The organism is Micromonospora sp. 15K316 (assembly GCF_004348525.1).
In the GTDB taxonomy this organism is placed as follows: domain Bacteria; phylum Actinomycetota; class Actinomycetes; order Mycobacteriales; family Micromonosporaceae; genus Micromonospora.
Genome location: NZ_SMKG01000278.1, coordinates 1 through 6,621, shown reverse-complemented (window position 1 = coordinate 6,621; position 6,621 = coordinate 1). Strand labels below are relative to the sequence as shown.

At 73.2% G+C, this 6,621-nt stretch carries 4 protein-coding genes; all 4 read right to left on the bottom strand.

Going from position 1 to position 6,621, the window contains the following annotated elements:
• Window positions 1–282 precede the first annotated feature (282 nt).
• On the bottom strand, window positions 283–2,547 hold the full coding sequence (locus tag E1211_RS29300; RefSeq protein WP_132353008.1) for a hypothetical protein: 2,265 nt from the start codon (window positions 2,545–2,547) through the stop codon (window positions 283–285).
• A 174-nt stretch (window positions 2,548–2,721) separates the two neighbouring features.
• Window positions 2,722–3,984 carry a DivIVA domain-containing protein gene (locus E1211_RS29295; protein WP_132353006.1) on the bottom strand — a complete coding sequence of 421 codons (1,263 nt, stop codon included), beginning with the start codon at window positions 3,982–3,984 and terminating at the stop codon, window positions 2,722–2,724.
• A gap of 366 nt (window positions 3,985–4,350) precedes the next feature.
• Entirely contained in the window at window positions 4,351–5,706 is a 1,356-nt protein-coding gene (ccrA, locus tag E1211_RS29290; protein WP_132353010.1) for a crotonyl-CoA carboxylase/reductase, read from the bottom strand.
• A 302-nt stretch (window positions 5,707–6,008) separates the two neighbouring features.
• On the bottom strand, window positions 6,009–6,479 hold the full coding sequence (gene mce / locus E1211_RS29285; protein ID WP_132353004.1) for a methylmalonyl-CoA epimerase: 471 nt from the start codon (window positions 6,477–6,479) through the stop codon (window positions 6,009–6,011).
• Window positions 6,480–6,621: the final 142 nt, after the last annotated feature.

Sequence of the window (6,621 nt, the reverse complement as noted above, 5' to 3'; positions counted from 1 at the left end):
GTCGCGCCCTGCGGGGCCGGGGTGCGCCGTGACCCCCGGCGGCGCTCCGGCGTCGGCTGCCCCGCCTCGGCCCGCTCGGGATCCGGCCCGTCGGCCCTCGGCCCGTCCTGAGTCACCAGTCCTCCGGTCAGGTTCGGCGACTGCGCCGCCTCATCCGTGCGTCCGGCACGCTCCTGGCGCCGGCCCTGCCCGGAGACTACTGGCTGCCGGCGGACCGTACCGGCCGCAATCCCCGGTCGGCGGCGAGCCGGCCGCGGGAGGGTGCCGGTCCGCCGGCCCGGGTCACTCCTTCTCGACCGAGACCGTGTTGGGTTTGGCCGCGCGCTCGTCGGTGGTCGGCTTGCTGGGGCGCTTGCCGTTCTCACCCGTGCTGGTGATCTTCGTGGGGGTCGCGCCCCGGCCGCCCTCGCCGGGCACCGCGGCGACGGTCGGCTCGCCGTCCACGGCCGCACCGGCGGCGCCGTCGTCCACCGTGGTGACCGGTTCGGCCACCGGGCGGGCCTTCGGCTGGCCGGTCGCCGGCGACTCGGCCACGTCCTCGGCGGTCGTCGGCGCCGGCCGGGCGCCGGCCGCGTTCGCTCCGCCCGCACCCTTTCCGGACGGCGTACCCGCCCCGGCGGGTTGTGTCGTGCCCTCGGCGGGCTGCGCGGTCGCGGCGACCGGTTGGACCTTGCTGTCGGGCTGCGCCTTGCCGGCGACCGGTTCGCCCTTGGTGCTGCCCGTGCGGGACGTACCCGCCGGCGTCGCCGTCGGGTCGGTGCCCGCGCCCCGCCCGGTGTCGACCGGCCGGGCCGCCACCGCCGGACCCGCGGCCGCCGTGGTCGCGCCGGCGGGCGGCGGCGAGGTGGGGCCGTCGGAGCCGGCCGGCGTGGCGGCGAGCTGACCCCGCAGCTCGGCCAGCTGCCGCTGGAGTTCGTCGGACTCCTGACGCGACGTCCACGTCTCCTGGCGCAGATCGGCGAGCTTCTGCTGAGCCTGCGCGATCTCCAGCATCACCTGTGCGAGCTGCTGCCGGCCGGACGCGACCTCCTGTTGCGTCGCCGCGAGGTGCTGCTGGGTGGTGGCCAGGGCCTGCTGGGTCGTCGCCGCGTACTCCTCGAACTGCCGCCGGGAGGTCGCGACGTGCTCGTCGGCCGTGCGACGCTTCTCGGTCGCGTCCGCCTCGGCCCGGCGCAGCAGCTCGGCGGCCTGCTCCTCGGCCTCCCGGCGCAGGGTGACGGCGTCCCGCTCGGCCGCCTGCCGGACCCGGTCGGCGCCCTGCTCGATCTCGTTCTTGCGCGTGGTGTACTCGGCCTCCAGCTGGTCGCGCCGGGCCGTGTACTCGGTCTCGAGCTCCTGCTGGCGGCGCGCGGCAGTCGTCTCCAGCTCCTGCTGGCGGCGCGTGAAGGTCGTCTCCAGCTCCTGCTGGCGAGACTTGTGCTGCTTCTCCAGCTCGTCGCGGCGCTTGGCGAACTCCTGCTCGGCAGCGGCCCGGCGCTGGGCCAGCTCGCGATCCGCGGTCTCCCGCCGGGAGTTGACCTCCTTCTCCACGCCGGCCCGCCAGGCGCCCAGCTCCTGCTGGGTCTGCGCCCGCGACTGCTGTACGTACGACTCGGTCTCGCTGCGCATCCGCTGCACGTACGCCTCGGTCTCGGCGCGGCTGCGCTTGGCCGTCTCGCTCGCCTGCGTGGTGATCCGCTCGGCCTCCTGCTGGGCCTTCGCCCGGGTGGCCCGCCCCGCCATCGCGGCGTCGTCGATGGTCTGCTTCGCCTCCCGCTGCGCCTTGGCGTGGGTGGCCCGCCCGGCCTCGGTCGCCTGGTCGACGAGGCGCTTGGCCTCCTGCTGGGCCTTCGCGTGCACCTCCTTGGCGGCGTCCCGCAGGTCGGTGGCCTCCTGCTCCGCCTTGGCCAGCGTCGCCCGGGCGGCCTCGCGCAGCTTGGTGGACTCCTGCTGGGCCCGCGTGTGGATCTCCTTGGCGGCCTCCCGGAGCTGGCTCGCCTCCCGCTGCGCCTTCGCCAGCTCGTCCTGCGCGTTGCGGCGCAGCTTCGCGGACTCCTCCTTGGCGGCGCGCAGGGCGGCCTCCGACTCGGCCTTGCGGCCGGCGGCCTGCCGCTCCTCCTCGGCGCGCCGCGCGGCGAGGGCGATCTCGAAGTCCTTCAGCGCCTTCTCGGCCTGCTCGCGGGCGTCCTCGATGATGTGCTCGGCGGCGGCCCGACGGGAGTCGATCTCGTCGTTGGCGACGCGGAGGATCTCTTCGGCCTGTTCCTCGGCGAGGGTGAGGATGTGTTCGACGCGGGGGCCGAGGTGCCGGAACGACGCCCGGTCCACCACGCCGACCTGCTTGCGCACCTGGGCGAGGTCCCGCTGGAGCACCTCGACCTGGCCGGCGAGTTTGTGGATCTGGGTGTAGGCCTGCTCCCGCTCTGCCGCGAGAGCTGTGATCTCATGCTCCGCCCGCGCGACGTACCGGTCGACCTGCTTCTTCTCGTACCCCCGCAGAGCGGTCTCGAAGCTGGGCTCCGTGGCCACGTCCCCGCCGAGAGCGAACAGTTCCTCGCCGTGCGACATGCCCTCATCCTCACACGCAACGGGCCCTCCTGGGGCGATACGGACGCCCCTGTCGGCCCTACTTCACTCGGGTCGTACCGGTGGATAACAGTGGGTGGTGAAAAGCGCGCGGCGCGGGGGGCACCGGTCACCCGGTGCCCCCCGCGCCGCGTCATGCCCCGACCCTGCGGTGCGTCAGCCAGCCGATTCCGCGGCCACCTTGTCGCCGCCGGACTTGCCGGCCTCGGGCTTGTCGTCCGCCGCGGCGGCCTGCCCGTTCGGCACACCGGGCACGATGCCGGCGAGGCCGGAGAGCATCTGACCCAGCTGCGACGTGACCGCGTCCTTCTGGCGGGTGAGGTCCTCGACCTCGCGGCGGGCCGCCTGCGTGGTCAGCTCGGCCTCCGTGCGGGCTTCGCTGAGCAGGCGCTGCGACTCCGCCCTCGCCTCGCTGAGGGTCTTGTCGGCCAGCGCCTTGGCCTTGTCGATCGTCTCGGCGGCGGTGCGCTCCGACTCGACCCGGCGAGCCTCCGCGCGCTGCTCGATCTCCTTCGCCCGCTCCTGGGCGGCGCGGGCCCGCTGCTCGGCCTCGCTGACCATCTTCTGGGTCTGCGCCACCTGAGCGGCGTGCCGCTCGGACTCCTCGCGCTCGGCCTTCTCCCGGCGCTCGGCGAGCTGGAGCTCCAGGGCCTGGAGGTCCTTGTCGCGCTTGTCGCGTGCGTCGGTGAGCAGCTTCGTCGCCTCGGCGCGCTTCTCCTCGGCCTCCCGGGCGGCCTTCGCCCGCTGCTGGGTGATCTCGCGCTCGGCGGTGGCCCGGAGGGTGGCCACCTCCCGCTCGACGGTGGACTTCAGCTCGGCCACCTCGTGCGCGGTTACCGTGCGCAGCTGCTTGGTCTCCCGATCGGCGTCGGCGCGCAGCGTGTCGGCCTCGCGGCGGGCCTGGACGCGGACCTCGGCGGCCTCCCGCTCGGCGGCGGTGCGCAGGTTGCCGGCCTCGCGCTCGGCGGTGGCCTTCATCGCGGCCGCCTCGGCGCGGGCCTTGTCGGTGATCTCCCGCGCCTCGAGGCGGGCGGCGGAGAGGATCCCCTCCGACTCGCGCTTGGCCTCGTTGCGGTGGTCGTTGGCCTGCTCCTCCGCCAGCCGGAGGATCTGCTCGACGCGCGTGCCCAGGCCGGAGAGCGTCGGCCGGCTGTTCTCCTCGAGCTGCTTGTTGGTGTCCGTGAGCTTCTGCTCCAGCGCGGCCACGCGCTGGTCGGCCTGGCGGAGCCGACGCTGCGCGTCGTTCATCCGCTGCTCGGCCTCGGCCCGGGCCTGCTCGGACTGGGTGAGCGCGGCGGTCATCCGGCCGAGGAAGTCATCGACCTGGTGGGTGTTGTATCCGCGCAGGCCAACCGTGAAATCTGGCTGTGAGTTCGCGTTATCGAAGAACGCGAGAGGGGAGGATTGCTGCTGGGGCATTGGGACATACTGGCAGACGCCCCAGGGTGCTCCGCAAGAGCGGTACGAACCTTTCGAGTCCTCTTTACATGGTCAACTTCCGCTCGTCACGGGACCGGGCCGGGCACCGATCTTGGCAGCTCCGGGGTGGGTAGGCCGGTCCCGTGCCGGTACGCGAAAAGGGGCTCACTACGGCACCGGCCGGGCCCTTTGTGCGTACCCCGCGTCGGTACCCGAATGGGACGCCGACCGCGCGCCGGAAAGGCGGTGGCGTACCCGCATTGGCCGTGAGTCGTCGCCCGGACCGGCGGTGCCGCGCCTCGCTCGGCCGGCACGGCACCGGGCCCGTTCCGCCCCGGCGCGACCGGACGGGACGGGCCGGGGCGTTCAGTGACCGCGGAACCGGTTGATCGCGTGCGCGTGCCGGGCGCGCAGCTCCGGGTCGCGCACCCCGAGGCCGTCCTGCGGGGCGAGACAGCGGACGCCGACCTTGCCCTGGTGGGCGTTGCGATGCACCTCGTACGCGGCCTGACCGGTCCGCTCCAGCGGGTAGGTCCTCGACACCGTGGGGTGCACCCGGCCCAGGGCCACCAACCGGTTGGCCTGCCACGCCTCGTGGTAGTTGGCGAAGTGGCTGCCGATGATCCGCTTCAGATGCATCCAGAGGTAGCGGTTGTCGTACTGGTGCTGGTAGCCACTGGTGGAGGCGCAGGTGACCACGGTGCCACCGCGCTTGGCGACGAAGACGCTGGCGCCGAAGGTCTCCCGGCCGGGGTGCTCGAAGACGATGTCCGGGTCCTCGCCGCCGGTCAGCTCCCGGATCCGTTCGCCGAAGCGACGCCACTCGTCGGCGTCCTGGGTCTGCTCGTCCCGCCAGAACCGGAACCCCTCGGCGGTGCGGTCGATGACCAGGTCGGCGCCCATCCGCCGGCACAGCTCGGCCTTCTCCGGGGAGGAGACCACGCAGACCGGGATCGCTCCACCGTGCAGGGCCAGCTGGGTGGCGTAGCCACCGAGGCCGCCGGAGGCTCCCCAGATCAGCACCACGTCACCCTGCTTCATGCCGGCGCCGTGCTGCGAGACGAGCTGCCGGTACGCGGTCGAGTTGACCAGTCCCGGGCTGGCCGCCTCCTCCCAGCTGAGGTGTCGCGGCTTCGGCATCAACTGGTTGGCCTTGACCACGGCCAGCTCGGCGAGGCCACCGAAGTTGGTCTCGAAGCCCCAGATCCGCTGCTGCGGGTCGAGCATGGTGTCGTCGTGGCCGGCCGAGTCCTCCAGCTCCACCGAGAGGCAGTGCGCCACCACCTCGTCGCCGGGCCGCCAGCGGGTCACCCCGGGGCCGGTACGCAGCACCACGCCGGCCGCGTCCGAACCGACCACGTGGTACGGCAGGTCGTGCCGGCGGGTCAGCGCGGAGAGCCGGCCGTAGCGCTGGAGGAACGTGAAGGTGGGCAGCGGCTCGAAGATGCTCGTCCAGACGGTGTTGTAGTTGATGGCGCTGGCCATCACGGCCACCAGCGCCTCGCCGGGGCCGAGTTCGGGCGTCGGCACCTCCTGGACGTGCAGCGCCTTGCGCGGGTCCTTGTCGCGCGACGCCATCCCGTCGAAGATGTGCGTCTCGTCGGCCCGTACCACGACGCCGCGGTAGCTCTCCGGCACCGGCAGGCCGGCGATCCCGGCGAGTTCCCGCTCGGGCTGGTCGGAGCCCTCAGCGGTCATGATCGCTTCGAGGATGTCCTGCACGGTGACCTCCCGTTCGTCCGCACCCGCACGCGCGGGACTGGGTGCTGCCATCGTCGGCGCCGGCGCGATCGGCCACCATGTCGGCGTCCGACACATCGTCGACCGGTCGCGCCCCTGTTGGGGGCGGACGTTACTGAACGGTAGCTAGGGCGGGAAGTCCCCTGTGAACAATTGCATCGGCCGATGCGTGAAGGTGTCCGGGCAGGCGTCGCAGCGCGCAGACTCGTGCTCGCCGACGCGGTTGGTCGGCCCCCGGCCCCCGGCCCCCGGCCATGCGGAGAGCGGCGGCCGGGAGCCGTCGGTCAGTGCGCGGCGGGTTCGACCAGCTCCACCAGCACGCCCCCGGCGTCCTTCGGGTGGACGAAGTTGATCCGGGAGTTCGCGGTGCCCCGTCGCGGCTCGTCGTAGAGCAGCCGCATCCCGCGCTCGCGCAGCGCCGCGCAGGCCGCGTCGACGTCCGCGACGGTGTACGCCACCTGCTGCACCCCGGGGCCGTTGCGGTCGAGGAACTTCGCGATGGTGGACTCCGGCGTGAGTGGGGCGAGCAGCTGCACGCAGCCCCCCTCGACGTCGGGGCCGACGGTCAGCATCGCCTCGCGTACGCCCTGCTCGGTGTTGGTCTCGGTGTGCACGCAGCGCATGCCGAACGTCTTCTGGTAGAAGTCGATCGCGGCGTCCAGGTCGGCGACGGCGATACCGACGTGATCGATTCGCCGGAGCCCGATGTCTGTGACGTAGTCCGCAGCGGGCTCGGCGGGGGAGTTCTCTGCCATGACGCTAGTCTGGCCGAACAATCGTTCGGCTACGTCACCCGTCCGGCCCACCACCTCGACGCGACCCGGATCGTCCCGGCCGAAAGGCCGACCCGCTAACGAGAGCACCCGGCCGACGTCCCCCGTGCCACCGACCCGCCGC

What these genes read in the sequence shown, in the direction of transcription:
- mce (WP_132353004.1), bottom strand. Translation starts at nt 6,479, where the DNA reads ATGGCAGAGAACTCCCCCGCCGAGCCCGCTGCGGACTACGTCACAGAC.
- E1211_RS29295 (WP_132353006.1), bottom strand. Translation starts at nt 3,984, where the DNA reads ATGCCCCAGCAGCAATCCTCCCCTCTCGCGTTCTTCGATAACGCGAAC.
- E1211_RS29300 (WP_132353008.1), bottom strand. Translation starts at nt 2,547, where the DNA reads ATGTCGCACGGCGAGGAACTGTTCGCTCTCGGCGGGGACGTGGCCACG.